Raw genomic sequence first — 26,128 nt, 5'->3', positions numbered from 1 at the left:
CGAATCGTTCTGCTCGGCCCCAACTTTAGGAGAAAACGTGCATCACATGCAATGTTCTTTTAAGAAACTCAGCAATATATTGCTTGACATACGATGTTTAGCCGCTAATACTTGCATCTCGCACAACGATTTGACTAGTCATTGATGGGATAAATGGTATCCGCCATGAACGCAATAAATCCGACATGGTGCATAGGTTCAGTCAAACGCGATGGATTGGATGGCCCATGCCCGCGTCAATTCAGCGTTGCTCGCCGCGGACTCGATGAGCCGATATTGCAACGGTAAGACGTACGCCTGAACAGACTGCTCAGCCGGTTGCCCTCAATTGACAAATCCCCATGCAGTTCAAACGATTGATAACGCAAAAGACCATGCAATTCGTTGCATAGCAGTAATCGCCGCGTTGCGCCGCCGGGTTCATCCAAACCACGAGGCGCGTCTACGACATCGAACCGCTCCCGATGGAGTGCAGCCCTATCTGTACGGTTCGATCATGCTGGCCAATGTGAAGGCAAAAGCCACGTGGCCGTTTCCCTTAACGTGGAGGCAACAACGCTGACAATGAACGAGCGTAGTGCAGGCAGGCCTGGACAGCAGGCGACAGTACAGCAAGACACGAACGGACCGGTCCCACCTTTGCGGGTTAGATGCCACGGGTGCCGAAGGCGGGACACAGCGGCATCGGAGGTGGCGGCATGAGCTTCGAGTCAGGTACACGCGCGAACGCCGCCTTGGAACGGCCGTTGACGCGTGACGAGCTCAGCCGCCATGCCGTCGCGTTCGAGGTGGCCAAATGGCTGCATATCGGCGCGGCGGCGGCCATCGTATTGCTGTGCATGATGATTATTTACCGCGCGCTGCAGGATATCGACGCAGGCCGCGGCGGGCAGTGGAAAATCGCCTCGGCGTTGTTGCTCGGCCATCTGGCCGTGCTCTGGGCCATTTTGCGCGCGATGCGCAGCAATCGATATCGGCCGCTGGGCAAAGATGACGAACCGGCTGCCACGCTGCTGCTGGAGGGAATGCGGCACGATGCGCAAGTGCTGGCCTACTGCCAGGCCATCCAGGACGAGCCACGCGCGTTGACGGGCCACGACATCGACGTCTTACGGCGCTATCGTCAATCCATGGGCGCGGGATCCGGCTAGTTCATCCGCGCTTGACACGCCGCCCGCACTCGCCGTAAAGTGGGCGCGCAGATCTAGACAAGAGACTATCTGTAAGATGGTCTCTTGCGCGCATCGATCGCGTTGTCTGTGCAGGCCTCTTACAGAATCATGGGAATGGAGGCCGGCAGTGCAAGCCATCGCGATCAAGATTCGTGGCATTGAAGACATCATATCGTTCCTCGACTCACGGCCCAGCATCGCGGGCAGAGCCGGCCTTATCTGGTGGCTGTCGCTCGGTGGGTTGTTTCTCGACGCATTCTCGAATTCAGCGCTGAGCGCGGGCCTCGGGCCAATGACGCGCGACCTCCATCTGACGGCGGCGCAGGTGGCGTTAATGACGTCGTTCGCATCATGGGTGGCGATTGCATTCAATCCAATCGGCGGTTGGATGGCGGACCGCTGGGGCCGGATCCGCCCCCTAGTCATCGCGAAACTGCTGTCAGTGCTCGGCGCGGTGCTGGTGATGTTCGCGCCGCGCTTCGAAGTGATCCTGCTGGGGCGCTTCTTCGTCGGCATGGCATATGGCGTTGATTTCGCGATCGCCATGGCAATGCTGGCCGAGTTCACGCCAGCACGCTTGAAAAGCCGCCTGAACGCATGGCAAGGCATGTGGTACACGGCGGTATGCACGAACTTGCTGCTGGCGTTGCTGTTCCACTCATGGAACGTCGGGGATTCGATCTGGCGCTACTCGGTTGCAGCCACTGCCGTATTGGGCGTCGCCATTCTGCTCATGCAGTTTGCATTCCTGATTGAAAGCCCGATCTGGCTCGCTCGCAGGGACAGACTGGATGACGCGGCCCGCGCGATGGCGCAAATCTATGGTCGTCCATTCGTCGCTGCGCCGCTGCATGAGCGCGTGCCGTTGGTTAACCCGGCAACGCGCGGGCTAGCCAACGTGCTGTTGATCTTTCGCGGCGTGTACCTGCCGCGCACGGTCCTGGCGGCCACCGTGCAGATCGGACAATCGATCGAGTACTTCGCCATCGGCTGGTATTTGCCGCTGATCAGCGCGGCGCTGTTCGGCAAGGATTTCGTGTACGCGACACTCGGCGCACTAGTGTTCAACGTATTTGGTATCGCGGGCGGCTTCACTTCGCCGCTGATCGCGCGCCGACTGGGCTTGCGGCGCGCATCGGCCATGGGATTTGCAGCGGTCTTCGCGATGTTGCTGATACTGGGCCTGTTCCATGCCCGGATGCCGCTATGGGCGTGCGTGGTTATTCCGTCGTTGTTCATTCTGCTTCATTCCGGCGGGCCAGGGGCGAATGGCAAGAGTCTGTCGTCGCTGTCGTTCCGCGGCGAACTGCGCGCCAGCGCCAACGGCGTTGTCGGCGCGCTCGGCTCGATCGGTGCGGCACTGGGACTGCTCGTCTTCCCGCTGTTCCTGGAACGCTATGGCCTGGAGCAGACCTTCCTGATCCTGGCCGTCGTGCCGTTTGTCGCCAGTGTGATCTGCTTGACGATTCGCTGGGATCCCACGCGCACGACGATCACTCCGGATAACGAGCCGGACGCACCTCAGTTCAAGAATGCCCCGTCGTCCAAGCCGGCGTTGACGAACCCCGCCATCGAGAAGACCCAACCATGACCGCGCATCGAAACGCCATCCTTGCGATCGACGAAGGCACGTCTGGCACACGGGCCGCGCTAGTCGACGCCAGTGGACACGTATCCTGCCTCGAATATCTGCCGCTGCACGTGGACAGTCCGCAACCAGGGGTCGTCGAGCAAGATGCAAATGCGATCCTGGACAAGACCGTCGCGGTCTGCTACGCAACGCTGGCACAGGCTGCACAGCAAAAGGTGCGTGTCGTCGCGGCGGCCATCGCCACCCAGCGGGCAACGGCCGTGCTATGGGACACGCACACGGGACGGGCACTGGTCCCCGCGATGGTCTGGCAGGATACGCGTCATGCGGCCGAGCTCGACCGCCTGGCCGCCACATGGGACCGCAGGTTGGTGGCGGGCGTAGGCCGGCCCGCCGGCGTGCGCTCGCCGTATCTATGGGCCGCCCATCAACTGCGCACGGTGCCGGCGGTCGCCGACGCGTTCCGCGCCCGCCGCCTCGCGTTCGGCACGATCGACACCTGGCTGCTATGGCACCTGTCCACCGAGCGCACATGCGTGACCACCCCGACCAATGCGACTTCGGCGAGTGCCTATCTGCTGGGCGAGCACCGGTATTTCGACGCCTGGATCGATGCGCTGGGCTTTCCGCATGAGTTGTTGCCGGCGTTGCGCGAGGACGCGGACACGTTCGGCCGCACCCGGCCCGAGTTACTCGGGATCGACGTGCCGATCCTGGCTTGCGCGGGCGACCAGCTTGCCGGCGCGATCGGACTCGGGTGCCTCGACCGTGGGCAATCGATGTGCGTACACGGCACGGGCAGCTTCGTCGACCTGCTGACGGGCCCGGCCTTACCGTGCACCACGCTCATGGATGAGCATGAGCACCAGCCATCATACGGCGCAACGCTGGCCATAACAGCGCGCCGCCATGGCGGCGTTTCACACTATTCGCTCGAAAACTTTGTCGCCACGACGGGCTACGCACTGAATTGGGTTTGCGACACGTTGCGCTGGTTCGACCATCCGGCGCAGATCAGCGCCCTGGCCCACACCGTGTCGTCGGCGCGCGGCGTGCTGTTCATCCCCGCATTGACCGGGTTGCGCGTGCCGCAGATGGAGCCCTGCGCCCGCGCATCGCTGTCCGGGATATCAATTGCGACCACGCGGGAAGAGGTCGCGTTCGCCCTCCTCGAGGGCATTGGTCATTCGGTGACGTCTTGCATGGAGGCGAACCAGGCGGTGGCATGTATCGACGTGCATGAGCTGGTGGTCGGCGGCGGCCTATCGGGCAGCGACGTGCTGCTGCAGATCCAGGCGGACCTGAGCGGCCTGCCGGTGCGGCGTATCCACGAGAGCGACCGCGCGAGCCTGCGCGGCGCGGCGTTCCTGGCCGGCGCCTCGGGCCTGTTGTGGGACTCGCTGGACGCGGCACGCGCCACGCTGGTCACCGACGCGGTGTTCGAGCCGTCGCCCGACACCGGCTTGCGGCAACAGCGGCGCGCGAGATGGCACGCGCGCATCCAATCTGAGCTCGCCCACGCGGCCGATTTCGATCACGGTTGAGTACGGAGATTCACCAGTATGATTTTCTTACCCTCCAGACGGCGCAGGCAGGATCGGGCTGCGATGACGGCCACGTCACCACTGCGCGTGGTACGCGAGGAACAGCTCGCGCGCCTGGGCGGCGACACATTCGACATGTTGATCGTCGGGGGCGGCGTCACCGGCGCCTATGCGGCACTGGACGCGAGCCTGCGCGGCTATCGCGTCGCTTTAGTCGAGAAAAGCGACTTTGCGTCCGGGACGTCGTCCAAATCCTCGAAGATGGTTCATGGCGGCCTGCGCTACATCGAGCAGGGCAATCTCAGCCTGGTGCGCCACTCGCTGCTGGAGCGGCAGCGCCTGCGCCGCAATGCGCGCCACCTAGTGCAACGGCTACCGTTCCTGTTTCCAGTGATGGAGCGCGACGGCGTATTCGACAAGCGTCTGGCGAAGGCCTTCGAGAGCCTGTTGTGGACGTATGACCTCGCCGGCGGCTGGCGCGAAGGCATCCTGCACCAGAAACTAACCAAGGCTGAAGTGCTGTCGCACTGCCCAACGTTCAACGAAGCGTACTTAACCGGCGGCTTCATGTATTTCGATGCGCGCGTGGACGATGCGCGGCTGACGCTGACGCTGGCGCGCACCGCGGCGTTCCACGGCGCGGCGGTGGCCAATCATGCGCGCGTGGCCGAGGTTACCCGTAATGCGCAAGGACGCGTCGACGGTGCAATCGTGCATGCCGACGGCCGCGAGATCCGCGTGTGCGCCGGCGTGGTGATCATGGCAACCGGCGTCTGGCTGCGCGACTGGGACGGGCGCCGCAAGGGGGATGCACCGGCGCTCCAGGTACGACCGGCCAAAGGGGTGCATGTGGCGATTCCGTGGTTGAAGATTCGCAACGACTGCACCGTCACGATCCCGGTGCCGGGCCGCAACCGGCGTGCGACGATCACCCGCTGGGGCAACGTCTCGTACCTGGGTACCACCGACGAAGACTACGACGGCGACCTGGACAACGTGTACTGCACACGGCAAGAACTTGATTTCCTGCTGGAAGGCGCCCGCTCGGCTTTGAAGACGGACCTGCAACCGCACGACGTAGTGGGCAGCATCGCCGGCTGCCGGCCGCTGGTCGGCCCACCCGGCGGCAAGACGATCGAGATGCGCCGCAACCACGAAATCCACGTTGCGCCCGACGGCCTGGTGACGATTGTCGGCGGCAAGCTGACGACCTCCCGGCACATGGCGGAGCAGACCATCGACGCGGCGCAGACAGTCATCGGCAAACGCGCGCCATGCCGTACGAAATCGGCCTACCTGCTGGGCGCGGCCGGCTACGACCCGCAGGCGATCGTCGCCTCGGGCGGGCTGGCCGCGCATCTGGGCGAGCGCTACGGCACTGAGGCGCGTTTCGTCAGCGACCTGATCGATGCGCGCCCGTCACTGCTCGCCCCGATCGTCGAGGGCTTGCCGTACAGCGAAGCGGAAGTGGTCTACGCTGCGCGCCATGAGTTGGCGCGCAGCGTAGACGATGTGCTATCGCGGCGCACACGCGCGCGATTGATGGCGCGCGATGCGTCAGCCCGCGCCGCACCGCGCGTGGGCCAGATTCTGAAGGCGGAGCTCGGCTTGTCCGACGCGCTCGTCGCCAGCCAGGTGCGCGACTACGTCGCGGCCGTCCAATACGAGAAATCGATCCTCATCGGAGATAACGGATGATCAGCAAGGAAGCCATCCAGCGCGGCTACAACCGCGGCAATTATGTCGTCGGCGCACACACACCGCCACCGTACTCGCTGAACCTGCCCAGGGTGCCGTACGACGCGCCGGCCAGCGGCATGCAACACGCACCGGTTCAGGTCTCGGAGCGGCAATGCGACACGCTGCGGAAAATCGCCGACGAAGTGATCACGCAGCCGGCACAAGTAGTCGCGTGGACCCGTGACTGGTGGGCTGCCTCGATGGTCACGGAAACCGCCGGCCGGCCAGCCACGCCGCACGCCGTTGTCGTACGCGTGTCCAGCGTCGCGCAGGTCCAGGCGGTGATGCGCATTGCGCATGCGGCGTCGATCCCGGTGACGGCGTCGGCCGGGCGCAGCAACGTCACCGGCGCGGCGCTGCCGGTGCGTGGCGGCATCGTGCTGGACTTGTGCGGCCTGAACCGGCTGCTCGGCGTGGATCACGAAAGCCAGCTCGTCGAGGTGGAGGCGGGTATGTTCGGCGACGTGTTCGAGGCATCGCTGCAGCGCGAGCACGGGTTGACGATGGGACACTGGCCGTCGTCGTTCGGCATCAGCACCGTGGGGGGGTGGATCGCCTGCCGCGGCGCCGGACAGCTGTCCACGCGCTACGGCAAGATCGAGGACATGGTGTACAGCATGGACGTCGTGCTGGCCGACGGCTCGCTGATCAACGTCGGCGGCTATCCGCGCGCAGCGGTCGGGCCGGACCTGCAACAGCTGTTCATCGGCAGCGAAGGCACGCTGGGCATCATCGTACGGGCACGATTGAAGCTGCACCGTCTGCCGGACTACGGTCGGGCGATCGCCTATGGCTTCGACTCGTTCGCCGCCGGCCTGCACGCATGCCGCGAAATCATGCAGCGCGGCGCCCATCCAGCGGCACTGCGCCTGTACGATGCGCTCGAAAGCGGCGTGCAGTTCGGCCTGCCAGACACGAATGTGCTGCTGATCGCCGACGAGGGCACGCGCGAGATTGTGGATGCAGGGATTGCGGTCTGCGAGCAGGTGTGCAAGCCGCAAGGGCAGCGGCTGGACGGGGAAGCGATCTTTGAGAAGTGGCTCGACACGCGATACCTGACCGGCAAAAGCGCGGAGGGCTTTAAACGCAGCCCGGGGTTTGTCGCCGACACACTGGAAATGGCGGGGCGCTGGCGCGATCTGGCCGCGATCTATCGCGACGTGGTCGATGCACTGCAATCGGTGCCGGGTACGTTGGCGGGCTCCGCGCACCAGTCGCATGCCTATGTGGACGGCGCGTGCCTGTACTTTTCATTGCGCGGCGAAGTGGCCATCGAGCAGCGCGCCGCATGGTACCGCCGTGCGTGGGATGCGGCCAATGCCGTGCTGATCCAATACAATGCGACGCTGAGCCACCACCATGGTGTAGGTCTACTGCGTGCGCCCTACATGCGCGACTCGCTGGGCAGCGCGTTCCCCGTGCTGCAGGCGCTCAAGCGTACGCTGGATCCAAAGAACATTCTCAATCCTGGTAAGCTCGGCCTGGATGACGACATCGTCCCGCCGGCAAGCTGATATTTCGATATGGACAAGTCCCTCGGAGCGCGTCTGGCCCGACATCCTGTGATTGCGACGCTGTACGGCACCGAGCAGCTCGACAGCTTCATCGGCAGCGCGGCCGAAGTCGGCATCGTGGCCAACGTCGAGCTACGCAAGCTGCAGGCGGTCGTGGCCGCGCTGACGCGGGCCGGCAAGTCCGTGATCGTCAATATCGACAGCTGCGATGGGCTGTCGCAGGACAAGGGCGGCGTCGAATATCTCGTCGATATTGGCGTCACCAGCTTAGTCTCCACGCGCGTGGCGACGGTGCAACGCGCCAACCGCGCCGGGCTGGTGACGATGCAGAAGGTCTTCGTGACGGACCGCTCGACATGGCCGCGCAGTGTCAAGGCGATCGAGCAGAGTGATCCCAATCTGGTGCAGCTGATGCCGGCGCCGATGCTGCCGCACCTGCGTGAGCAAAACCATGCGGCGCTGCCGCCGATCGTCGCATCGGGCTTCGTCTGCAATGAACACGATGTGCGCCAGGCGCAGGCGCACGGCGCGGTGGCGGTGTCCACCAGCGACAGTCAACTGTGGAACCTAAATCGCCGCGCTGAACGCGCGACTGACCGTGGAAAAGGGAATCAACGGTGAAGCCACCCTACTTGCAGGTCATTGCCCACTATTTCGCCAAGCCCGGGCAGAGTGAGCGCGTGCTGACGCTGCTCGACGCGCTCGCGCGCGCCACGCGCGATGAGCCGAAGAACCTGGACTATCAGTTCTTCCGCTCGCCACACGATCCTGACCATTTTGTGATCCTCGAGCAGTATACCGACGCAACGGGATTGGACGAACATCGGCAAACGCCGCATTTTCAGCGGATCGGTTACGGTCAGATCATTCCGATGCTTGAACGCCGCGAGGTCAGAAGCCACATGGTTCACGGAGCAAGCCAATGACCCCCTTCCTCTTTCAGACCGTGCCGACAGTGATCGTGGAGTTCGGCGCGGCACGCCGGCTCGGCGCATTGCTGCGCGAGCACTTCGGCACGCTGAGCCGACTGTGCGTGGTCACCGACGCGTTCCTGCATCGCAGCGGACTGCTCGGGCCCGCGCTGACGGACCTCACCGCGCAGGGCTGGCATGTCACTGTCATCGATGACGTGGTAGCCGATCCGCCCGAACAGGTGGTGCTCCACGCCGCCGCGCGTGCTTCGGCCGTCGGTGCCGAGATCGTGCTCGGACTCGGCGGCGGCTCGTCAATGGACGTGGCCAAACTGATCGCCATCCTGGTGGCCGGGCAGCAACCGCTGGCCGAGATGTACGGCGTAGGCAACGTACGCGGCACGCGCGTGCCACTGGTGCAAATGCCGACCACCGCGGGCACCGGCTCGGAAGTCACCGCGGTGTCGATCGTCACGCTCGGCGAGGCGCGCAAGATGGGCGTGGTCGCGCCGCAGCTGTTCGCTGACGTCGCGATTCTGGACGCAGAACTCACGCTTGGCCTGCCGCGCGCGACGACCGCGGCCACCGGCATCGATGCCATGGTGCATGCGATCGAGGCGTACACGTCAGCACGCCTGAAGAACCCGCTGTCAGACAGACTCGCGCTGCAGGCGCTGGAGCTGTTGTCCCGCCACCTGCTGCCGGCGTGCGACAACGGGCAGGACCGCGTGGCGCGCGAGGCAATGCTGCTCGGCGCGATGCTGGCAGGGCAGGCTTTCGCCAATGCACCGGTGGCCGCCGTGCACGCGCTCGCGTATCCGATCGGCGGCCTGTTTCACGTGCCACACGGCTTGTCCAATGCACTCGTACTGCCCCACGTGCTGCGCTTCAACGCGAACGCAGCCGCACAGCAGTATGCGCAGCTTGCGTCGATCGTCGCGCCCGACGCACGCGGCAGCGACGAAGCCAGGACAGCGGCATGGATTGCACGGATCGACGCGCTGATTGCCGCCACCGGGATCCCGAGGACGCTGCGCGAAGTCGGCGTCGGCCGGCACGATCTGCCGCGAATGGCCGCTGACGCGATGCTGCAGACCCGCCTGCTCGTGAACAATCCGCGTGAAGTCCGCGAAGCCGACGCCCTCGCCATCTACGAGCAGGCCTGGTAGGACGCCCACGTTTCGTGGACCCGGCCCGCACGCCTTTCTTTGCTTTCTTTGCGATCTTGCCATAGGCCGACTTGGGCAGCACGTTCCAGAACACGAATAAGCGCGAACCTGTGTAGCCTCATACACGGCCGGGTCACGCACGCCGATCTCGCTTCATTACCGTGCACGTGTAGCGCAGCGCCACCCGCATAGTCGAACAACTCGCTCTCAACCAGCGTCTCAGGAATCGAGCGACACCGTGTTCCCGCGAACCGCTGAGCGTTGCGCTGCCCGCGCAGCGTCCGCTTGCGCGCCACTCGACGGCCAATGCCGCCAAGCTACACTGGGAGTCGTTTCTGATATCGCCGCACCAGACAACGCCGTACATGTACGATACGATCGTCACATATTGCAAGCGATGCGGCTGCACGCAGAAGATTCGGCTTAGACCCACTACCAGCCGACCATCGTCACCCCGGGTCGGACAGAGGATCGGCGTGGTGCCAGGGGCGCGCGCCCGGCGCAAAAGGAGAGTCGATACCATGCATCCGACGATACTCCCTGCTGACACGGCGCCGATGTGGCCGTCACCGGCCGGTCCGCGCCCGGCGCACCACTCCCCAGCATTCGTCCATCCGGGGCCTCCGACATCGCCGCGCATCACCCAGGTGCTGGCTCATCGCGGCACGCACGAGTTGCTCATCACGCTGCCGCCGGGCGCCAACGTCGCAACCACCCTGCACCGGACACTGGACGGCTTCGCGCAGCGCAGCGGCTGTGCACGCATTAGTGGCGGTGGCGTATGCGCGCACGTTGAATATCACGTCATCATTCGTGCCGCGCACGCTGGCCCACCGTACGTGTATGGCCCGCCGATCGTCTGTGACGGCGACGTCACGCTAGTGGATGCGGCGATCACGATCGGTCGGCGCGAGGACGGCAGCCGCGTGCTGCATTGCCATGGCGGCATGATCGATGCCCGCGGCAAGCACCACGGCGGCCATTTGGACCTGCAGCGGACCGTGGTCGGCCATGAGCCGATGCGGGTCAGGGTATGCTTGTTCGACGAGGTGGAACTGGTCGTCTCCCATGATCCGGAAACCACCTACGACCTGTTGCAACCGATGAGGACACCGCTCGTATGAAAGACCACGTCATGATCGAATCGGGCCGCCTGGGGCGGCTGGTCGTCGCGCGCGTCAAACCTAACGAGGACCTGATCACGTCGCTGGAACAACTGTGCGACGCGCACGGGATCGAGCGGGCGCTGGTGCGCGGTGCGGTCGGCAGCCTACTCAGCGCGACACTGCTGCTGCCGCAGCGTAGTACGAGCGCGGCCATCACGGTCGAGGGCCCCGGGGTCGAAATCCTGAGCCTGTCCGGCGAAATATCGTGTATGGCCGCAACGGGCTGTGCGTCGTCGATCAGCGGCATGGTCGCGGACCCGAACGGGCGGATGTTCGCGGGACGCTTGCAACGAGGCGGCAACCGCTCGTTTATCACGATCGAGGTGTCGTTGCAGGAATGGCTGGTCGACTCCATCATCGAAGGTCCCGCCACGCCGTGATGTTACGCTGCCGCATAGCGGGCTGAATGCCGCGCAAGCGCGACGAAGGCGGCAAGGTAGTCGGTGTCGGCATCCGCCTCGCGCATGCCCACGAAGATCTGCTTGGCGATGCCGTCGCGTCCCAGCCGCACCGGCTCGATCGACATCTTGTCCGCATATTCCTGCACCAGCCAGCGCGGCAGCGCGGCAACGCCGCGGCCGCTGGCGACCATTTGCACCATGATGTCAGTGGTCTCGATCGTCTTATGACGCTTCGGCCGCACCCCGGCCGGCACCAGGAATTGCCTATACACGTCGAGCCGGTCGATATCGACCGGATAGGTAATCAGCACTTCGCCGGCCAGCTGCGCCGGCTCGACGTGCGTGCCACGTGTCAGTGCGTGTCCGCGCTGGACCACCAGCACCTGCTCGTAATCGAACACCGGCTCGAAGCGAAGACCCGCGCGGTGCAACGGATCGGGCGTGACCAGGATGTCGATGTCATAAACGAACAACGCGCCAATGCCGCCGAACTGGAACTTCTGCTTCACATCCACATCGACGTCCGGCCATTGTGCCAGGTACGGCGACACCACCTTAAGCAACCATTGGTAGCAAGGGTGGCATTCCATCCCGATGCGCAGCGTGCCACGCTCGCCCTGCGCGTACTGCGCCAGGCGCGCCTGCGCGTGCTCCAGCTGCGGCAGTACGCGATTGGCGACCGATAACAGGTATTCGCCCGCCTGCGTCAGCCGCAGATTGCGGCCTTCGCGGCGCCAGACCGCCGTGCCCAGCATCTGCTCCATCTTCTTGACCGTGTGGCTCAGTGCCGACTGGGTCAAACACAACACCTCGGCGGCAGCGGTCAATGAACCCCGCCGATCAACCTCGCGCACGATCGCCAGGTGGATACGTTCGAGCATATCTAAATATGAGAATAGTTAATGCATCAATGAAATAATGCCACTTTTTTTCATATATCCCAACCCCTATGATCGACGCACTCTTAACTCCTCCACTGTCGAATCATGGCCATCACGCACAATCTGGGCTTTCCACGCATTGGCGCGAAGCGGGAATTGAAATTCGCGCTCGAGTCTTACTGGAAGGGACAATCCTCGCTGGACGCACTGAAGACCGCGGGCGCTCAACTACGCCAGCAGCACTGGGCCAACCAGGCGAAACTGGACTGGTCGCCGGTGGGCGATTTCGCGTTCTATGACCAGGTGCTCGACATGAGCTTCACGCTCGGCAACCTGCCAGAGCGGGTACGCGACCTGGACGGCGACTCGCTGGACAACTACTTTCGGATCGCGCGCGGGCGTTCGGCCACGGACGGAGCATGCAGCTGCGGCGTGCAAGCCGGCGAGATGACCAAGTGGTTCGATACCAACTACCACTACATCGTGCCGGAGCTGAGCGCATCCACGACCTTTTCGCTCGACGCATCGCGACTGATCGACGAGTTCGAACAGGCGCGCCGCCTTGGCGTGAAAGCCAAGCCGGTGATCATCGGGCCGCTGACGTACCTGTGGCTCGGCAAGGCTAAGGACGACTCGGACAAACTCGCGCTGCTGCCGCGACTGCTGCCGGTCTATGCGCAATTGCTGGCTGAGCTTGCCGCGTGCGGTGCCGAATGGGTGCAGATCGACGAACCGATCCTCGTCACCGAACTCGATCCGCAGTGGCAGCAAGCGTTCATGCGCGCCTACGACACGCTGCACACCGATCGCGTTAAGCTGCTATTGGCCACCTACTTCGGGCAATTGCAGGAGAACCTGCCGCTTGCATGCCGATTGCCAGTGCAAGGCCTACACGTGGACACGCTCAATGCGCGCGATGAAGTCCGCGACGTCATTGCGAAGCTGCCGGCCGACCGCGTGCTGTCGCTCGGCGTCGTCAACGGCCGCAATATCTGGAAAACCGATCTCGTCGCTACGCTTGACTGGCTCGAGCCGATCCACCGGCAACTCGGCCAGCGGCTCTGGCTCGCGCCGTCGTGCTCACTGCTGCACGTGCCGGTGGACCTGGCCAGTGAGCGCGAACTCGACGCCGAGCTACGTTCATGGCTTGCGTTCGCGCTGCAAAAACTGGACGAACTCAATGTGCTTGCTACGGCACTGAACAACGGTAGGCAGGCCGTAGAGGCTGACCTGCGGGACAATCAGGCCGCCATCGCGGCGCGCAAGGTATCGGCGCGCGTGCATAACCCGGCCGTCAAGGCGGCGCTTGCGCGCATCGACGCCGACATGGAACGCCGCACCAGCCCCTATCCGGAGCGCGCGCGCAAGCAACACGAGCAGTTGCAACTGCCGCCGTATCCGACCACGACAATTGGCTCGTTTCCCCAAACCGAGGAAATCCGCCAGGCGCGCAGCCATTTCCGCCGCGGCGAACTGGACGAGGCGGGCTACCACGCGGCCATGCGCGAGCAGATCGCGCACAGCGTACGCGAACAGGAGGCGCTGGGGCTCGACGTGCTCGTGCATGGTGAGGCCGAGCGCAACGACATGGTCGAGTATTTCGGCGAGCAACTCGAAGGCTATGCGTTCAGCCAGTACGGCTGGGTGCAGTCGTATGGCTCGCGGTGCGTGAAACCGCCAATCATGTTCGGTGACATCCGCCGGCCAAAGCCGATGACGGTCGAATGGATCCAATATGCGCAATCGCTGACTCACAAGCCGATGAAAGGTATGTTGACCGGGCCCGTGACGATCCTAAACTGGTCGTTCGTGCGCGACGACCAACCGCGCGCCGTATCGTGCCAACAGCTTGCGCTGGCGATCCGCGAAGAGGTGCTCGATCTGGAGCGCGCGGGCGTGCGCGTGATTCAGATCGACGAGGCGGCCTTGCGCGAAGGCTTGCCGCTGCGCAAGTCGCAATGGCATGAGTACCTGCAGTGGGCAGTCGGCGCGTTCCGCATTGCGGCCAACGGCGTGCGCGACGACACGCAGATCCACACGCACATGTGCTACTCGGAGTTCAACGACATCATTGCGTCGATTGCGGATATGGACGCAGATGTCATCACAATCGAAACATCGCGCTCCGATATGGAACTGCTCGATGCGTTCGATCACTTCAACTATCCGAATGAGATCGGACCGGGCGTGTACGACATCCATTCACCGAACATCCCGACGCAGGAGCACATCGTCCAGTTGATGCGCAAGGCCGCCGAGCGCATCCCAGCCGAACGCCTGTGGGTCAATCCGGACTGCGGGTTGAAGACGCGCGCATGGACAGAAGTCATCCCGGCGCTGCGCAACATGGTGGACGCCGCGCATACGTTGCGCGGCACCGCATAGCGCGCGTTCAGCCGCCTCGGACCGCGAGGCGCCACAGCGACGTCACCTCGCGGGCCCGCGCCGCATGCAACGGATCCGCGGCGTCCGACGCTTTGGGATGACGCGGCCGGATATCGGCGCGGTCGAGCACCTGTAAGCCGGCCGCGTCGATCATCGCGAGGAAAGCTTCGCGCGGGCGCAAGCCAAGATGCTCGGCCAAGTCCGACATGATCAGCCAACCTTCGCCGCCGGGTGTCAAATGCGCCGGCAGGCCTGCGAGGAAGCCTCGTAACATGCGGCTGTCCGGATCGAACACGGCATGCTCGATCGATGCGCTCGGGCGCGCCGGTACCCACGGCGGGTTGCAGACCACCAGCGGCGCGCGACGCGATAACGGGAAAAGATCCGCCCGTTCGACCTCCACTTGCGCGGACAGCCCCAGCCGGGCGACATTCTCGCGCGCGCAATCCAGCGCGCGCGAATCGACGTCCGTCGCGATCACGCGCCGCACGCCGCGCCGGGCCAGCAATGCAGCGATCACGCCGGTGCCGGTGCCAATGTCGAAAGCAAGCGCATCGGCACCCTTTGGCAACGGCGCCTGCGCTATCAGTTCCAGGTATTCGCCGCGTACGGGCGAAAACACGCCATAGTGCGGATGGATCCGGTCACCGCCGAGCGCGTCGATGACCACGCCCTTGCGATACCACTCGAACGCGCCGACTATCCCCAGCAACTCGCGCAGCGAAACGACGCTTGCCGCATCGCCGCCGGGCGGCGGGCCGTATACGTGCGCGCACGCATCACTCAGGTCCGGGGCGCGACGCAGCGGTATCCGGTAATGCCCATCGAGCGGCACCAGCAGCATCGCCAGCGTACGGGCCCGTTGCGATTGCGCCAGCCGGTGCAGGTTGAACGTTTGCTGTGGCGTCGCACCGCCCTTGGGCCGACGGCGCTCAACACGCCGCGCGATGGCCTGCAGCAGCTGCCGCGCGTTATTGAAGTCGCCCCGCCACAGGATCGCGACTCCCTCGCATGCCAGGCGATAAGCGTGATCAGCACTGACCGTGTCATCGGCCGGTACGACGCGCCGCGGCGGCGGCAGCCCGGCGTGCGAGCGCCAACGCGCATGGCAGGTCTGGCCACCCTCAGTCCAGTTCAGCATCGGGCACTCGGGTTCGCTCATCGTGTCACCCACGCGTCGTGGCGAACGTCATCCGCACGCCCAGACCGGCGAACCCGACGCCAAGCACAAGGAACGCACTAGACTTGTGCGCGCTGTACACCGACACGAACTGCGAGAAAAAGGACGCAAAGAACACCATCACCTTCGGATTGAGCATATGAGTCAATAGCCGCGCGCCACCCACACCCGCGACAACAAACCGGTTGGCGCGGCGACTTCAATGCGCCGACGCCGAGGCGGGCCGAAGCTCGCACTGTACGTCCAGCTTGCCGGCGGCGCCGAAATCGAGCGTCAACGGAATCGTCGTACCGACTTTCAGCGTGCTCTTGGGCTGTTCGAGCATCACGTGATAACCGCCCGGCGCAAACTGCAGCGTACCGTGGGCCGGCACATCGACCGCATCAACATGGACCATCCGCGACGTACTGCCATTGCTCTGCGTCCGGTGCATCATGACCATTCCGAAGGCTGGCGCATCGACGTCCTTCAGCGAAACCGGCTTGTCTGCGTCGTTTTTTATCGTGAAATAGGCGGATGACGGCAGGGTCGCCGGCATCGTGCGCACCCAGCAGCCGCTCACCTGCACCCCCGCCGGCCCGGCCGCCTGCACGGCGGCGTGCACGCCGGCGCCCAGCATGGCAAACAGCGCCGCAGTGGCGCCTATCAGAGACTTGACCTGCATTCCTACCTCCGGAATCGAACGGCGAAAAATCGAACAGCACCGCAGCATTATGCCAACGTCACGGCCAGATAGACTGCATAGAGCACGCCGTTGAACAGCAGCGCCCAGATCGGCAGGCCGCGACCGCGCGACAACGCGCGGCACCACGCTGCCGCGACCAGTGTGATCACGATGCCAGTCAGCACCTCGATGCGCGGCTCCCATGGCGTGAGCATGATGCCCAGCGCCGGCAGCAGTGTGCCTTGGAACACCATCGCGCCGGTGAGATTCCCAAATGCAAGCGTGTCCTTGCCGCGACGCACCCACAAGATGCTGTTGGTCTTCTCGGGCAACTCGGTGGCGATCGGGATAATCAGCAGCGACAACAGCAGCGGCGACACGCCCAGCAGCTGGGAGACCCCGTCCACGCCATGGATGAATCCCTTCGCGCCGCAGACCAGCAAGGCTAGCGCGATACCCAGCTGCAGTACGATCGTCACGAGCCGGGTCGGGACACCAAAGCGCGACAGATGCATGACGTTCGGCGCCTCGGTGCCGTGCCCGCCAGCCACCAACGCTTGCGATGCACGCAACGTCGCATACACGTAGCGCAGATACACGCCTACGAGCGCGGCGCTCAACCCTGCCCGCACCAGCACATTCGTATGCGGCACGTACATCGCGGCGGCCGATAATGCAAACGCAAACAGAAAATAGTTGAGATCGCGGTTGATGCCGCCGGTCTCCGGCCGTATCCGTCCGCAGAGCCCGCGCTGGCGCAGTACCGCAACGGTCATTAGACATGTGGACAGCGTCGCGAGCATCAGCGGCGCACCTAGGATCGCGCCCACGCCGATCTCCTCGTTGAGCCGCTCGCCGCGTCCCGACAGAATGGCGATCAGCGGAATCGACGTCTCGGGCAGCGCAGTGCCGACCGCCGCGAACAATGAGCCGGTCACGCCCTCGGATAGCTTCATCCGCTCGCCCAGGTGTTCTAGCGCGTTCGTGAATAATTCGGCGGCGATCAGGATCACCGCGAGCATCAGCACGAGTTCGAGCACGAGCCAAGTCATGCGCACGCTCCCATCGCAACAGGCAGCATGGCCAAACGGGCAGGCGGGTAAGGGGAACGGGGATGTTGCACGATATCTCCACGGTCGGACACATGAACCATGACGCGGCGCAACGGTCCGACCGGGACGAGGCGCGGCGTCGATGGTCTGGCCAAACCCGGGTGGGCCGAGCGCGCCACGGCATGAGCCGGAGACTGTTGGCGCGATCTTCCTAGCGTACCGGCATCGGACTCACGCGGCGCGGCCACCCGGGCCGGCCGCCGCATCGCATCCGCGACCCGGCAACGCAGGAAAGGCTACTCCCCAAAGACCTGCGCATTCTAACCGACACGCGGCGGCTCGCATAGAATGAATGCTGCACAGCACCGCGTACCCGCTAGCCTTTATCTGAGACACTGCTGAACATGGCACGCATCATTCCCGACGACTGGAAACACCTGGACGCGGCAGGCGCCGCCGCCCGCGAGCGCGAGACGTTGACCACGCTGGCCGAGCAACTGCCGGGCAGCTACACGGTCTATCACGGCGTGCATTGGACCCGCGTGAACCAGGGCTTCTCGGTCTTCGGCGAAGCGGACTTCGTCGTGGTGGGCCCGTCGGGGCGCCTGATGGTGATCGAGCAGAAGTCGGGATTCCTGCGCGAGACACCTACGGGCCTGGTCAAGGTCTACCTGCAGAAGGAACGCAATGTCGCAATCCAGTTGGCCCGCACGATCGAAGGCCTGCATCGGCGCTTCACTGCAGCGTTCGGCGCCGGCACCTATTGCATCGAGGCGCTGCTGTATTGCCCGGACTATATCGTGCGCGACCCGGGCATTGCCGGCGTCGCCCCAGAGCGCATCGTCGATGCGACGCGCAAGGACCAACTCGCCGCGGTTATCCAGCGCGCGTTGCCGCCCGACGAGACCCCATTCGACTGTGCTGCCAAGCTGCATCATTTCCTGTCCGATCACCTTGCGCTCACGCCGGACGCCAGCGCACTGGTCGGGCAGGCAGACACGCTGGTCACGCGGCTCTCCGGCGGCCTGGCCGAATGGGCGCGGCGCCTGTCGTTCGAGCCGTTCAGGCTGCGCGTGACCGGCACGGCGGGCTCAGGCAAAACGCAATTGGCGATCCAGGTGATGAAGGACGCGCTCGCACAGGGCCGGCGCGCGCTGTACGTATGCTTCAACCGTCCACTGGCGGACCACATCGCGCGCGTCGCGCCGCCGGGCGTGAAGGTCGCGACCTACCACCAGCTGTGCGACTGGGTCGTGCGCGACGGCGGGCAGGAGCCGGACTTTGCCTCACCGGATGTCTTCGGCTGGCTCGACGCACGCTTTGCCGACGTGCCCCCCGGTGAGGCGTGGCGCTTTGACGTGTTGATCGTCGATGAGGGACAGGACTTCCGCGCGCACTGGGTCGCCGCGCTGCAACGGCTGCTGGCACCGGGCGGCGCATGGTGGTGGCTGGAAGACCCGATGCAGAATTTGTATATGCGCGAACCGGTCCCGTTGCCGGGTTGGGTCACGTTGAATGCCTGCGTCAACTATCGCAGCCCACGCGAGATCTTCGACTACTTGCGCGAGGTGATCGGCCCGTCGTTCACCGTCGAAAGCGGCAGTCCCTTCGGTGGCTCGGACGTTTCCGTGTCGACCTATGATGGCGACGATCCCCTTGAGCCGACCAAGCGCGCTATCACTCAGGCATTGTCGCTGGGTTTTCGCAAACAGGATATCGCGCTGCTGTCGTTCCGCGGCCGTGAGAAATCACGCTTTGCCGCACTGGAACAGCTCGGGCCGCACCGGCTGCGTAGCTTCACCGGCCGTTACGATCTGTTCGGCAATCCCGAGTACCGCGACGGCGACGTGCTGTACGAATCGATCCACCGCTTCAAGGGCCAAGCCGCGCCATGTGTAATCCTGACCGAGGTGGATTTCGATGCATTCGACGAGCGGGCCGCACGCAAGCTTTTTGTCGGGGCGACCCGTGCCACGATGAAGCTAATCGTCGTGATGTCCGCCCGCGCCGCGGCGCGACTGCCACGACGCTAAACGCCCGCTTAGCCTTGTCTGGCATAGTGTCAGCAACGCTTTGCACCGCGTGCTAAAGTGCCCGCTATTCGTGGATCCATCCGCCGCGGCAGACCGGCCACCAGCACACCATACGAATAATGCTCAAGAACACGCCCACCCTCCCGACGACGGATGCGTATGCTCAACGCCTGGCGTTGTTGGCGCAGTCCGCGCATCGCCCGTTGCTGGCGCAAGGTCTGCGTGGCGTCGAGAAGGAGAGCCTGCGGGTCCAGCACGATGGCACGCTGGCGCCCACGCCGCATCCGGCCGCATTGGGCTCGGCGCTCACGCACGAGCAGCTGACGACCGATTATTCCGAAGCGTTGCTCGAGATGATCACGCCGGCCGGGCACGCCGCCGATGTAATGCTGGAGCAGCTCGATACGCTGCACCGCTACGTCTACGAATCGATCGGCGACGAGCTGCTGTGGAACGCGTCGATGCCCTGCGTGCTGCCGCCCGAGGAACAAATCCCGATCGCGCAATACGGCACGTCGAATATTGGCCGGCTCAAGCATGTTTATCGGCGCGGACTGGCGCTGCGCTATGGCAGGGCGATGCAGTGCATCGCCGGCATTCACTACAATTTTTCGTTGCACGAGGACATTTGGCGCCTGCTGCAACAGCACGAGCGGGTCGACGGCTCGCCGCTCCAGTACCAGTCGGATGCCTACCTTGCGCTGATCCGCAATTTCCGCCGCAGCAGTTGGCTGCTGATGTTGCTATTCGGCGCCTCGCCAGCGCTGTCACGCAGCTTCGTGCGCGAACGCGCGCATGCGCTGGATACGTTCGATGCCGACACGCTGTTCCTGCCGTACGCGACCAGCCTCCGAATGAGCGACCTGGGCTACCAGAACACATCCGCACAGGCGGCGCTGCGCGCGGACTACAACAGCCTGGACGGTTATCTACACAACTTGGCGAACGCGGTCAGCCAGCCCTATGCGCCGTATGAGCAGTTTGGCACGCAGCGCGACGGCGAGTGGTTGCAGATCAACACCAACGTGCTGCAGATCGAAAATGAGTTCTACTCGACGATCCGCCCGAAGCGCGTCACGCAACCAGGCGAACGGCCGCTGCACGCGCTCGCGTCGCGCGGCGTGCAGTACATTGAGGTGCGCCTGCTGGACATCGATCCGTTCGAGGCCACCGGGATCTCGGCCACCACCGCGCGTTTTGTCGAAGCGTATCTGTTGTTTTGCGCGCTGGACGCGAGCCCGTTGCTCCATGAGGCGGAGTGCACCGAAGCAGGCAACAACTTCGCCCGTGTGGTGACGCAGGGGCGGCGTCCGGGACTTGAATTGTCCCGCGGCGGCCGCCCGCTGCCCTTGCGGGACTGGGCCGTCGAATTGCTCGAGCAGATTGGGCCGGCCGCGGCGTTGCTCGACGCACAGGAGGGCGGCAGCCGATATGGCGACGCACTGGCTGCGCAACGCGCGAAGGTCGAGGACTTCTCGCTGACCCCTTCGGCACGTGTATTGGAAGACATGCGCACGACCGGGCGCTCGTTCGTGCGCTTCGCGCTCGAGCACAGCGCGCAGCACGCCGCGGGGATGCGTGCCCGGCCGCTGCCGCGCGAGCTGCATGCCCATTACGCGGCCCTGGCAGCGCGCTCGCTGCAGCAACAAGCCGAGATCGAGCGCACCGAAGTCGGCCACTTCGATCAGTTCGTCGCAGCCTACCGCGCGTATACGCTGAACCGGATCAGCGTCTGATGCCCACCGCCGCGCGCGGCGACAGCTTCGGCGTCGTCGCGGCTGGGGCGAGGCCTAGCCGCCGCGCGGCAAAGAAGCCCGCCATGCGATGCCAGTCGTACGGCAGCTGATAAGCGATCGACGTGGTGGACGCATTACGCATCGATGGATTCCGAGCCGGGTGTTGCAGCGCGGACCGCGCCATCGCGCCGTTCCGCGTCGAGCAACGCCGCCTTGCGTTGCAGCCCCCACCGGTAGCCGGCCAACGCACCGCTTTTCTGGACCACGCGATGACAAGGAATGACCAATGCCACCGGATTTGCGGCACATGCGGCGGCGACCGCCCGCACCGCGTTCGGCACGCCAAGTTCGGCCGCAACCTCGGTATAGCTGCGCGTCTGTCCGTACGGAATCCGGCGCAGCGCGTCCCAGACGCGGCGCTGGAACGCCGTCGCCACCCCATCGAACGGCAAGTTCGTCGGATCGGCACGTCCGTCCAGGTAGGCGTCGATACACTCGACGTAGTGCGCGAGGCGTTCAGGGTCGCAGACCCGCTTCGCGTTGCGAAACTCTTCGTGCAATGCGTGTAGCAGTGAATCTTCGTCGTCACCGAACGCCACCTTGCACAGGCCGCGCCCGGTGGCTGCGATCAGTACCGGACCCAGCCGACTCGAGGCGATCGCATAGGCGATCGTCATGCCGGCGCCATGTTTGCGGTACGCCGATGGAGTCATGCCCAGATGCCCTCGTGCGGCATTGCGCAGCGGCGACGCAGATTCGAAGCCAGCGTCCAACGCCGCATCGGTCACGCTGCTGGCCGAGCGTAGCGTTTCGCGCAGCCGCTCAGCGCGCAAATTCGCGTGGTATTGGCGCGGCGAGATCCCCATCATGCGACTGAAGACGCGCTGTAGATGATAGGGACTCGTGTGGACCGCGTCGCCGAGCTGCGCCAGCGTGACGCGCTCGTCGATCCGTTCGGCTAGCACCGAACAGGCCCGCGCGACCAATCCGACCTCGCGGGGAACGCGTAGCGGCTGGCAGCGCTTGCACGCGCGAAAGCCCGCCGCCATGGCCGCGTCGGCGGACGCGAAGAAGCGTACGTTTTCGCGCCGCGGCAGACGTGACTTGCACGACGGCCGACAGAACACGCCGGTCGTGCGGACCGCAAAGAAGAAATACCCATCGGCGCACGGGTCGTGCGCGCGTACCGCGTCCCAACGCGCATCATCGCTCGCGTAATCGCCCGGCGCGCCGCTGGATGGACTGGCTGTATCGTGCGTCATGACGATCGAATGATACGTGTTCGGCGGGGACGCGGGGGCGACCGCGCGCGGTGAACCGGCCCGGTGTGTCGGATGAGCTGGCATGGTGGCTCGATCGTTCATGATGGACCTTTATATGGATGGCGTGTGATTCACTTTATCGATGTCGCCGTACCCGGGCGCCACGTATCTTGCGCTGTCATTCGGCAGGGCAAAGCGCTGGTTCGACACTATCAGGAACGGATCATCCGCCGATCGATAGAATGCTTACTCTAAAATTTCCACGCAAAGATGTTGCATTGCAGCACCCGAATCAGTATAGTGAGAACCGTCTCCTCCATGTCTCCTCCTGATATGGATTCAGCCCGCTTGATGAGCGGGCTTTTTTTTTATGTCGCTGCCACGCGCAGGGCACGAATCCGTCGCTCCAAGCCTTCCCCGTCATAATGACGGCCTTGCTCAACATGGCGCTGTCCACGAACGAATCCAACGACCGCTTGCCGCCGTGCCAACCGCTGTCCGCGTCCCTGCCCAATACGCCGATCAGCGCTGCTCGGTGGCATCGCCGCGTGCTCGCGCTGGCAATACCGATCATCCTGGCAAATCTAACCCAGCCGATCCTCGGCGCGGTGGACACGGCCGTCGCGGGCCACCTGCCGGACCCAGCGTATCTGGGGGCGGTCGCCGCCGCCGGCCTGTTCTTCAATTTCGTTTTCTGGGGCTTCGGCTTCCTTCGCATGGGCACTACCGGGCTCACGGCGCAGGCATTCGGCGCACGCGACACCGTCGCGTTGCGCGCGACGCTGCTGCGCGCATCGGCACTGGCGATCGTGATTGGCCTAGTCGTGCTCGCGTCGCGCACGCCATTGATCAGTGCCGCGTTGCGCCTCATCGGCGGCAGCAACGCACTGCAGCAGTACGCGAGCGACTATTGCCACGCACGGATCTGGGCCGCCCCACTGGCGCTGTGCAACTACGTGATACTGGGTTTCCTGCTGGGCTGCCAGCGTGTGCGCATCGCGTTGTTCATTCAACTGTTGATCAATGCCGTCAATGTGGCGGCGGTACTGCTGTACGTCTATGTTTTCGACTGGAGCATCGCCGGTATCGGTGCGGCTACCGCGACGGCCGACGCGTGCGGCTTCGCGCTGGGCGCGTGGCTGCTGTGGCGACAGCGGCCACGCGCGCTGCCGCCATTACGCTGGGCCACGCTTCTGGATACCGGCGCGCTGCGGCGATTGGTTGCGCTCAATCGCGACCTCTTCGTGCGTACGCTGTGCCTGCTGACATGTTTCGGCTGGTTCGCGCACGCCGGCGCGGCGCAGGGCGACCTGGTGCTGGCGGCCAACGCACTGTTGCTGAACTTCCAAACCTTCATGGCCTATGCGCTCGACGGATTCGCCCATGCCGCCGAGACACTGGTTGGAGCCGCCATCGGCGCGCGCCAACGCGATGCCTTCCGTCAGGCCGTGCGGACCACGATGATGTGGGGCGGACTCGGCGCACTGGTTTTTTCGCTGGTCTACGCGAGCGGCGGCGCATGGATCATCGGTTGCCTGACCGATCAGCATGCGGTCCGCGATACGGCCGTGCGCTTTCTACCGTGGGCCGCGGCGCTACCGGTGATCTCCGTCTGGGGTTTCCTATTCGATGGCGTGTTCATTGGCGCGACGCGCACGCGGGACCTTATGTGGGCCATGGCAATATCACTCGCCGTATTCATACTGGGCACGGTGACGCTGCCCGGCCCGTTCGGCAACGATGGGCTATGGGCGTCACTGCTGCTGTTCATGGCGGCGCGCGGTATCACGCTGGCGTGCGTGTTGCCGCGTATCGGCGCGCAGTTGGGCGGGATATCGCCAAAATGGCGCCACAGCCCGATCGACAGGCCGATAGCATGAGACCGCGGCGGCCGCACGGCCGGCACTGCAGTGCCGGACCAATAGCGTTGCACGGCAGCTTGGCAACTTATGCGAAAAGTCCTAGGGCTATACGCAATCAAACGATCCAGTGCGCCGCGGCGCACGGTGCGTCGGCGATAATCAGGTCACGCTCGACGAGCATCACACAACAACGGAGGACACTTTCATGGGCAACGCTGTATCGATCGCGCTGATTGTCGGCGGTATCGTGCTGCTGTATTTCGGCGGTACATCACTGCACTCATTCAGCAATGACGTGTCGCGCCTGTTCACCGGCACGCCGACCGAGCGCACCATCACGCTGCTCGCCGCCGGCGCGGTGGCATTGGTTGCCGGCATCGTCGGCCTCGCGCTCAGCTCGCGGCGTTAAAGCACGCAGGTCCTGCGCGTGAGCACACGGCGGCGCACCCGGTCCGGTTGCCACGCGTGCCCACCGCCCGTCAGCGCTCACAGCGGCACTTCCGGCTTGGCCGCCGAGCGCGTGCCCGGCACCGGTGCGTTACTGACGCCATGGTAGGTGAAGACCAGCGAGAACTTGACGTCGTCAGTCAGGTTCTTGCCCGCCGAATGCAATGTGTTGCAGTGAAAGAACACTACGTCGCCCGGATTCAGCACCGGGGAAACCGCCGTGCTGATCAACGCTGCATTCTCGGGCACGTCCGCGCGGAAGAACTTCGCTTTGTCAAAACGCTCCGGGGCAAAATCCACCGCGTGTGATCCGGGCACGAACCACAGCGCGCCGTTTTCCACGGTCTCCGTACCGAGCGCGAGCCACACCGATACAAGGTCCTCGCGCTCGAATGCCCAATACCGGACGTCGCGGTGCCAGCCCGTCAGACTGCCGTATGTCGGGTGCTTGGTCATCATGCAATTATGATGCGCGCGCGAAAGCGCCACGTGCTCGCCAAAATACAATTCCATCCAGTTGCGGATTGCCGTTGACGTGGCCCACTGTCGATACAGTGCATTGCGCGCGTAGGCGTCCAGCAAACGGCGTACCGTATTGCCGCCGGGCGCGGCATGCGATTGCGGTGCGCCAGGATAGCGTAGATCCGCCTCAAATTCGACCGGCCCCTGCGGCGGCGCAAGCTCGGTACGCGCCGCCTGCTTGATCGCCTCGCAACGCTCGGCCGGCAACAATCCGGGCACGACGACAAAACCGTGCTGCCTCAGCAACTCGACCTGCCCTCTCTTTGAGAAATGCTCCGCCATCGCATATCCGGTTCAATGATTTCGATTTCAACGATTTTACGTGCAGTACGCGTGGCACGCTTCCAACCCTTTTTTTACCCTTGAACCCGCACGCGGCGGCGTGGTCCGTGTCACTGTTAGGTAAGCCATTTCGGGTGTACGCTGAGCCCGTTACCGCTGCAAAATGGCGCTTCGGCGCTTTCAATCTCGAGTTAATGATCATGTCAGCCCGTTTGTCCAAACGCATGTCCGTCACCGTCTGGCGTGCCGCTCACATCACGCGTATCGCGCAACGGCGCGCCGCGCGTTCACTGCGTCATCACGTCGCGCGCACACGCGCGCTGGCCGCGCGTTTGTCGCACGATATCGCGCAGCGCTGGAGCAGCAGCAGCGTACGCGCGTGGGCGCACTCGCTCGTCCATCTGCGTCTGCACAGCATCTGGCGTGCCTCGCTGGGCCGCTCGGTGCGCGTCGCGCCGGCGCGGGCGCTGCGCCATCCGCGCCAAACGCCCCACCTTCGTCTGGTGCGCGCGCCGCGCCGCCATGCCCCCCCGTCCGGCCCCTGGTCGCCGTATTTCGGCACCCGCTGAACAGTGCCGACCCGAACACCAGTGCCACGCCGGCGGCGCGCGATG

General features: G+C 64.4%; 24 protein-coding genes. 16 read left to right on the top strand and 8 right to left on the bottom strand.

The window, feature by feature from the left end:
* The first annotated feature begins 698 nt into the window (after positions 1–698).
* The 10 genes from B0O95_RS13350 to B0O95_RS13305 all read left to right on the top strand — a co-directional run bounded on the left by B0O95_RS13350 (position 699) and on the right by B0O95_RS13305 (position 11,187).
* Positions 699–1,151, top strand: coding sequence for a hypothetical protein (locus B0O95_RS13350; protein WP_146064080.1), 453 nt, complete (start codon positions 699–701; stop codon positions 1,149–1,151).
* Between the two features lie 148 nt (positions 1,152–1,299).
* Positions 1,300–2,763 carry an MFS transporter gene (locus B0O95_RS13345; RefSeq protein ID WP_104078323.1) on the top strand — a complete coding sequence of 488 codons (1,464 nt, stop codon included), beginning with the start codon at positions 1,300–1,302 and terminating at the stop codon, positions 2,761–2,763.
* Positions 2,760–4,307 (top strand): FGGY family carbohydrate kinase, encoded by a 1,548-nt coding sequence (locus tag B0O95_RS13340; RefSeq protein ID WP_104078322.1) that lies wholly within the window; start codon positions 2,760–2,762, stop codon positions 4,305–4,307. The genes B0O95_RS13345 and B0O95_RS13340 overlap by 4 nt, the downstream gene beginning before the upstream one ends.
* Before the next feature lie 18 nt (positions 4,308–4,325).
* Positions 4,326–6,005 (top strand): glycerol-3-phosphate dehydrogenase/oxidase, encoded by a 1,680-nt coding sequence (locus B0O95_RS13335; protein WP_104078321.1) that lies wholly within the window; start codon positions 4,326–4,328, stop codon positions 6,003–6,005.
* Positions 6,002–7,561: an FAD-binding oxidoreductase gene (locus B0O95_RS13330; RefSeq protein WP_104078320.1), complete on the top strand. Its 1,560-nt coding sequence runs from the start codon at positions 6,002–6,004 to the stop codon at positions 7,559–7,561. The genes B0O95_RS13335 and B0O95_RS13330 overlap by 4 nt, the downstream gene beginning before the upstream one ends.
* Positions 7,562–7,570: 9 nt before the next feature.
* Positions 7,571–8,182 (top strand): glycerol-3-phosphate responsive antiterminator, encoded by a 612-nt coding sequence (locus B0O95_RS13325; RefSeq protein ID WP_104078319.1) that lies wholly within the window; start codon positions 7,571–7,573, stop codon positions 8,180–8,182.
* Entirely contained in the window at positions 8,179–8,487 is a 309-nt protein-coding gene (locus B0O95_RS13320; protein WP_104078318.1) for a putative quinol monooxygenase, read from the top strand. Before B0O95_RS13325 ends, B0O95_RS13320 begins: the two co-directional genes overlap by 4 nt.
* A complete protein-coding gene (locus tag B0O95_RS13315) occupies positions 8,484–9,641 on the top strand; it encodes an iron-containing alcohol dehydrogenase (RefSeq protein WP_104078317.1) in 1,158 nt (385 codons plus the stop codon). The genes B0O95_RS13320 and B0O95_RS13315 overlap by 4 nt, the downstream gene beginning before the upstream one ends.
* Positions 9,642–10,162: 521 nt before the next feature.
* On the top strand, positions 10,163–10,765 hold the full coding sequence (locus B0O95_RS13310) for a PPC domain-containing DNA-binding protein (RefSeq protein ID WP_104078316.1): 603 nt from the start codon (positions 10,163–10,165) through the stop codon (positions 10,763–10,765).
* Entirely contained in the window at positions 10,762–11,187 is a 426-nt protein-coding gene (locus B0O95_RS13305; RefSeq protein WP_104078315.1) for a PPC domain-containing DNA-binding protein, read from the top strand. Before B0O95_RS13310 ends, B0O95_RS13305 begins: the two co-directional genes overlap by 4 nt.
* A 2-nt stretch (positions 11,188–11,189) precedes the next feature.
* On the opposite strand, the gene B0O95_RS13300 is transcribed toward B0O95_RS13305, so the two are convergent.
* The gene (locus B0O95_RS13300; RefSeq protein WP_104078314.1) at positions 11,190–12,089 is read right to left on the bottom strand and encodes a LysR family transcriptional regulator; all 900 of its coding nucleotides are present in this window, start codon (positions 12,087–12,089) and stop codon (positions 11,190–11,192) included.
* Between the two features lie 105 nt (positions 12,090–12,194).
* Here B0O95_RS13300 and metE point away from each other — a divergent pair, with 105 nt between their 5' ends.
* Positions 12,195–14,474: a 5-methyltetrahydropteroyltriglutamate--homocysteine S-methyltransferase gene (gene metE / locus B0O95_RS13295; protein WP_104078313.1), complete on the top strand. Its 2,280-nt coding sequence runs from the start codon at positions 12,195–12,197 to the stop codon at positions 14,472–14,474.
* 7 nt (positions 14,475–14,481) lie between these two features.
* Here the strand turns inward: metE and B0O95_RS13290 are convergent, their stop codons facing one another.
* Genes B0O95_RS13290 through B0O95_RS13275 form a run of 4 tightly spaced genes read right to left on the bottom strand, consistent with a single transcriptional unit; the run spans position 14,482 to position 17,370 of the window.
* The gene (locus B0O95_RS13290; RefSeq protein WP_104078312.1) at positions 14,482–15,636 is read right to left on the bottom strand and encodes a methyltransferase; all 1,155 of its coding nucleotides are present in this window, start codon (positions 15,634–15,636) and stop codon (positions 14,482–14,484) included.
* Positions 15,637–15,640: 4 nt separating this feature from the next.
* The gene (locus B0O95_RS13285) at positions 15,641–15,793 is read right to left on the bottom strand and encodes a hypothetical protein (protein ID WP_146064081.1); all 153 of its coding nucleotides are present in this window, start codon (positions 15,791–15,793) and stop codon (positions 15,641–15,643) included.
* 60 nt (positions 15,794–15,853) lie between these two features.
* Positions 15,854–16,318, bottom strand: a complete 465-nt coding sequence (locus tag B0O95_RS13280) for a copper chaperone PCu(A)C (RefSeq protein ID WP_233203366.1) — start codon at positions 16,316–16,318, stop codon at positions 15,854–15,856.
* 47 nt (positions 16,319–16,365) lie between these two features.
* The gene (locus B0O95_RS13275) at positions 16,366–17,370 is read right to left on the bottom strand and encodes a sodium:calcium antiporter (RefSeq protein WP_104078309.1); all 1,005 of its coding nucleotides are present in this window, start codon (positions 17,368–17,370) and stop codon (positions 16,366–16,368) included.
* 404 nt (positions 17,371–17,774) lie between these two features.
* Between B0O95_RS13275 and B0O95_RS13270 the strand changes: the two genes are divergently transcribed.
* Together B0O95_RS13270 and gshA are read left to right on the top strand one after the other, a co-directional pair.
* On the top strand, positions 17,775–19,403 hold the full coding sequence (locus B0O95_RS13270) for an ATP-binding domain-containing protein (protein ID WP_104078308.1): 1,629 nt from the start codon (positions 17,775–17,777) through the stop codon (positions 19,401–19,403).
* A gap of 119 nt (positions 19,404–19,522) precedes the next feature.
* Positions 19,523–21,139, top strand: coding sequence for a glutamate--cysteine ligase (gshA, locus tag B0O95_RS13265; protein ID WP_104078307.1), 1,617 nt, complete (start codon positions 19,523–19,525; stop codon positions 21,137–21,139).
* On the opposite strand, the gene B0O95_RS15915 is transcribed toward gshA, so the two are convergent.
* Together B0O95_RS15915 and ada are read right to left on the bottom strand one after the other, a co-directional pair.
* Complete coding sequence (locus B0O95_RS15915) at positions 21,129–21,281, bottom strand: hypothetical protein (RefSeq protein WP_158249497.1); 153 nt, start codon at positions 21,279–21,281, stop codon at positions 21,129–21,131. The two genes, gshA and B0O95_RS15915, sit on opposite strands and share 11 nt — an antisense overlap.
* On the bottom strand, positions 21,274–22,401 hold the full coding sequence (gene ada / locus B0O95_RS13260) for a bifunctional DNA-binding transcriptional regulator/O6-methylguanine-DNA methyltransferase Ada (protein ID WP_199180521.1): 1,128 nt from the start codon (positions 22,399–22,401) through the stop codon (positions 21,274–21,276). Before ada ends, B0O95_RS15915 begins: the two co-directional genes overlap by 8 nt.
* 443 nt (positions 22,402–22,844) lie before the next feature.
* Between ada and B0O95_RS13255 the strand changes: the two genes are divergently transcribed.
* Positions 22,845–24,281 (top strand): MATE family efflux transporter, encoded by a 1,437-nt coding sequence (locus B0O95_RS13255; RefSeq protein ID WP_370641714.1) that lies wholly within the window; start codon positions 22,845–22,847, stop codon positions 24,279–24,281.
* Positions 24,282–24,468: 187 nt separating this feature from the next.
* Positions 24,469–24,672 carry a DUF3185 family protein gene (locus tag B0O95_RS13250; protein WP_041753951.1) on the top strand — a complete coding sequence of 68 codons (204 nt, stop codon included), beginning with the start codon at positions 24,469–24,471 and terminating at the stop codon, positions 24,670–24,672.
* A gap of 77 nt (positions 24,673–24,749) precedes the next feature.
* Here the strand turns inward: B0O95_RS13250 and B0O95_RS13245 are convergent, their stop codons facing one another.
* Positions 24,750–25,514, bottom strand: coding sequence for a phytanoyl-CoA dioxygenase family protein (locus B0O95_RS13245; protein WP_104078305.1), 765 nt, complete (start codon positions 25,512–25,514; stop codon positions 24,750–24,752).
* A 200-nt stretch (positions 25,515–25,714) separates the two neighbouring features.
* Here B0O95_RS13245 and B0O95_RS13240 point away from each other — a divergent pair, with 200 nt between their 5' ends.
* A complete protein-coding gene (locus B0O95_RS13240; protein WP_146064079.1) occupies positions 25,715–26,083 on the top strand; it encodes a hypothetical protein in 369 nt (122 codons plus the stop codon).
* Positions 26,084–26,128 lie beyond the last annotated feature (45 nt).

The sequence above is a fragment of the Mycetohabitans endofungorum genome (assembly GCF_002927045.1).
In the GTDB taxonomy this organism is placed as follows: Bacteria; Pseudomonadota; Gammaproteobacteria; order Burkholderiales; family Burkholderiaceae; genus Mycetohabitans; species Mycetohabitans endofungorum.
The sequence above is the reverse complement of the archived record's forward strand: the minus strand, read 5'-3'. Positions and strand labels throughout refer to the sequence as shown.

Bases quoted from the DNA above. Each gene is read 5' to 3' on its own strand.
- B0O95_RS13350 (WP_146064080.1), top strand. From the start codon at position 699: ATGAGCTTCGAGTCAGGTACACGCGCGAACGCCGCCTTGGAACGGCCG.
- B0O95_RS13340 (WP_104078322.1), top strand. From the start codon at position 2,760: ATGACCGCGCATCGAAACGCCATCCTTGCGATCGACGAAGGCACGTCT.
- B0O95_RS13335 (WP_104078321.1), top strand. From the start codon at position 4,326: ATGATTTTCTTACCCTCCAGACGGCGCAGGCAGGATCGGGCTGCGATG.
- B0O95_RS13330 (WP_104078320.1), top strand. From the start codon at position 6,002: ATGATCAGCAAGGAAGCCATCCAGCGCGGCTACAACCGCGGCAATTAT.
- B0O95_RS13325 (WP_104078319.1), top strand. From the start codon at position 7,571: ATGGACAAGTCCCTCGGAGCGCGTCTGGCCCGACATCCTGTGATTGCG.
- B0O95_RS13315 (WP_104078317.1), top strand. From the start codon at position 8,484: ATGACCCCCTTCCTCTTTCAGACCGTGCCGACAGTGATCGTGGAGTTC.
- B0O95_RS13310 (WP_104078316.1), top strand. From the start codon at position 10,163: ATGCATCCGACGATACTCCCTGCTGACACGGCGCCGATGTGGCCGTCA.
- B0O95_RS13305 (WP_104078315.1), top strand. From the start codon at position 10,762: ATGAAAGACCACGTCATGATCGAATCGGGCCGCCTGGGGCGGCTGGTC.
- B0O95_RS13300 (WP_104078314.1), bottom strand. From the start codon at position 12,089: ATGCTCGAACGTATCCACCTGGCGATCGTGCGCGAGGTTGATCGGCGG.
- metE (WP_104078313.1), top strand. From the start codon at position 12,195: ATGGCCATCACGCACAATCTGGGCTTTCCACGCATTGGCGCGAAGCGG.
- B0O95_RS13290 (WP_104078312.1), bottom strand. From the start codon at position 15,636: ATGAGCGAACCCGAGTGCCCGATGCTGAACTGGACTGAGGGTGGCCAG.
- B0O95_RS13285 (WP_146064081.1), bottom strand. From the start codon at position 15,793: ATGCTCAATCCGAAGGTGATGGTGTTCTTTGCGTCCTTTTTCTCGCAG.
- B0O95_RS13280 (WP_233203366.1), bottom strand. From the start codon at position 16,318: ATGCAGGTCAAGTCTCTGATAGGCGCCACTGCGGCGCTGTTTGCCATG.
- B0O95_RS13275 (WP_104078309.1), bottom strand. From the start codon at position 17,370: ATGACTTGGCTCGTGCTCGAACTCGTGCTGATGCTCGCGGTGATCCTG.
- B0O95_RS13270 (WP_104078308.1), top strand. From the start codon at position 17,775: ATGGCACGCATCATTCCCGACGACTGGAAACACCTGGACGCGGCAGGC.
- gshA (WP_104078307.1), top strand. From the start codon at position 19,523: ATGCTCAAGAACACGCCCACCCTCCCGACGACGGATGCGTATGCTCAA.
- B0O95_RS15915 (WP_158249497.1), bottom strand. From the start codon at position 21,281: ATGCGTAATGCGTCCACCACGTCGATCGCTTATCAGCTGCCGTACGAC.
- ada (WP_199180521.1), bottom strand. From the start codon at position 22,401: ATGACGCACGATACAGCCAGTCCATCCAGCGGCGCGCCGGGCGATTAC.
- B0O95_RS13255 (WP_370641714.1), top strand. From the start codon at position 22,845: ATGGCGCTGTCCACGAACGAATCCAACGACCGCTTGCCGCCGTGCCAA.
- B0O95_RS13250 (WP_041753951.1), top strand. From the start codon at position 24,469: ATGGGCAACGCTGTATCGATCGCGCTGATTGTCGGCGGTATCGTGCTG.
- B0O95_RS13245 (WP_104078305.1), bottom strand. From the start codon at position 25,514: ATGGCGGAGCATTTCTCAAAGAGAGGGCAGGTCGAGTTGCTGAGGCAG.
- B0O95_RS13240 (WP_146064079.1), top strand. From the start codon at position 25,715: ATGTCAGCCCGTTTGTCCAAACGCATGTCCGTCACCGTCTGGCGTGCC.